The 2,500-nt window shown below is 51.7% G+C and carries 2 tRNA genes and 2 rRNA genes (1 of these 4 running past the window's edge); all 4 read left to right on the forward strand.

What is annotated here, in order from left to right:
* Window positions 1-8 precede the first annotated feature (8 nt).
* Window positions 9-1,508, forward strand: a 16S ribosomal RNA gene (locus tag JGK22_RS32415).
* A 113-nt stretch (window positions 1,509-1,621) separates the two neighbouring features.
* Window positions 1,622-1,695, forward strand: a tRNA-Ile gene (locus JGK22_RS32420).
* A gap of 86 nt (window positions 1,696-1,781) precedes the next feature.
* Window positions 1,782-1,854: transfer RNA gene (locus tag JGK22_RS32425), tRNA-Ala, on the forward strand.
* A 224-nt stretch (window positions 1,855-2,078) separates the two neighbouring features.
* Window positions 2,079-2,500: ribosomal RNA gene (locus JGK22_RS32430) — 23S ribosomal RNA — on the forward strand (it continues 2,482 nt past the right edge of the window).
* Together the 16S and 23S rRNA genes with 2 tRNA genes alongside form the textbook arrangement of a ribosomal RNA operon.

A 2,500-nucleotide genomic window follows, 5' to 3' on the forward strand; every position in this document is an offset into this window, starting at 1 on the left:
AACAATCCAACACGGAGAGTTTGATCCTGGCTCAGGATGAACGCTGGCGGTCTGCTTAACACATGCAAGTCGAACGGAGTAGAAATACTTAGTGGCGGACGGGTGAGTAACGCGTGAGAATCTGGCTTCAGGACGGAGACAACAGTTGGAAACGACTGCTAACCCCCGATGTACCGAAAGGGAAAATATTTATAGCCTGAAGATGAGCTCGCGTCCGATTAGCTAGTTGGAGAGGTAAAAGCTCACCAAGGCGACGATCGGTAGCTGGTCTGAGAGGACGATCAGCCACACTGGGACTGAGACACGGCCCAGACTCCTACGGGAGGCAGCAGTGGGGAATTTTCCGCAATGGGCGAAAGCCTGACGGAGCAAGACCGCGTGGGGGAAGAAGGCTCTTGGGTTGTAAACCCCTTTTCTCTGGGAAGAAAGTTGTGAAAGCAGCCTGACGGTACCAGAGGAATCAGCATCGGCTAACTCCGTGCCAGCAGCCGCGGTAAGACGGAGGATGCAAGCGTTATCCGGAATGATTGGGCGTAAAGCGTCCGCAGGTGGCAGTTCAAGTCTGCTGTCAAAGACCGGGGCTTAACCTCGGAAAGGCAGTGGAAACTGAACAGCTAGAGTATGGTAGGGGCAAAGGGAATTCCTGGTGTAGCGGTGAAATGCGTAGAGATCAGGAAGAACATCGGTGGCGAAGGCGCTTTGCTGGACCATAACTGACACTCAGGGACGAAAGCTAGGGGAGCGAATGGGATTAGATACCCCAGTAGTCCTAGCCGTAAACGATGGATACTAGGTGTTGTCTGTATCGACCCGGACAGTGCCGTAGCTAACGCGTTAAGTATCCCGCCTGGGGAGTACGCACGCAAGTGTGAAACTCAAAGGAATTGACGGGGGCCCGCACAAGCGGTGGAGTATGTGGTTTAATTCGATGCAACGCGAAGAACCTTACCAGGACTTGACATGTCGCGAATCTTCTTGAAAGGGAAGAGTGCCTTCGGGAGCGCGAACACAGGTGGTGCATGGCTGTCGTCAGCTCGTGTCGTGAGATGTTGGGTTAAGTCCCGCAACGAGCGCAACCCTCGTGTTTAGTTGCCATCATTAAGTTGGGCACTCTAAACAGACTGCCGGTGACAAACCGGAGGAAGGTGGGGATGACGTCAAGTCAGCATGCCCCTTACGTCCTGGGCTACACACGTACTACAATGGTAGGGACAGAGGGCAGCCAACCCGCGAGGGCGAGCTAATCCCGTAAACCCTGCCTCAGTTCAGATTGCAGGCTGCAACTCGCCTGCATGAAGGCGGAATCGCTAGTAATCGCAGGTCAGCATACTGCGGTGAATCCGTTCCCGGGCCTTGTACACACCGCCCGTCACACCATGGAAGTTGGCCACGCCCGAAGTCATTACTCTAACCTTTCGAGGAGGAGGATGCCGAAGGCAGGGCTGATGACTGGGGTGAAGTCGTAACAAGGTAGCCGTACCGGAAGGTGTGGCTGGATCACCTCCTTTTAGGGAGACCATCTGAGAAACTACCGAACCTAAAGAAGAGGCAGCAATCAGTATCCCTGGTCGTTCGAGAAATAGATGTCAAAGCTTTCAAACTATTAACTGGTTCGGGAAATGGGCTATTAGCTCAGTTGGTTAGAGCGCACCCCTGATAAGGGTGAGGTCCCTGGTTCAAATCCAGGATGGCCCACCTGGAAAAAAGTGATGAATTTGAAGTAATGAGCGACGAATGAAAATTCAGGACTCAGGCGCTCAAAAAACAGGCACTTGCTTAGTGGGGGTATAGCTCAGTTGGTAGAGCGCCTGCCTTGCACGCAGGAAGTCAGCGGTTCGAGTCCGCTTACCTCCACTCTCACTAGCTATCTAGCTTGGCTAAGTATTAAAATACAACCAAAACCAAGAAGAACACAGAAATCAGCACCCAGACTATCTCATGTGAAAGTCGGAATGCTGGAGTCTAGAACTCTAGTCAGAACCTTGAAAACTGCATAGAAATTAAGTCATCATCAAGCTTAGTAAGTAATCCGATGCGTCGGAAAAGCTGAAAAGCAGACCACCATCAAAGAAGAAAGTGGTCAAGTTACAAAGGGCTAACGGTGGATACCTAGGCACACAGAGGCGAAGAAGGACGTGGCGACCGACGATAAGCTCCGGGGAGCTGGAAGCAAGCATTGATCCGGAGATGTCCGAATGGGGCAACCCAGTAAGCATCAGTTGAATACATAGACTGATTGCGGCGAACCCAGCGAATTGAAACATCTTAGTAGCTGGAGGAAGAGAAAGCAATAGCGATTTCCCAAGTAGTGGTGAGCGAACGGGAAACAGCCTAAACCAGAGGTTTTTACTTTTGGGGTCGTGGGACAGTCAACTAACGTATCTTCAAGCTAGACAAAGCAGTTGAAAGCTGCACCAGAGAAGGTGAAAGTCCTGTAGTCGAAAGTAGAAAAGAGCGTGACTGTATCCCGAGTAGCACGGGGCCCGTGAAATCCCGTGTG

The sequence above is a fragment of the Microcoleus sp. PH2017_08_TRC_O_A genome, from assembly GCF_020738665.1.
In the GTDB taxonomy this organism is placed as follows: Bacteria; Cyanobacteriota; Cyanobacteriia; order Cyanobacteriales; family Microcoleaceae; genus Microcoleus.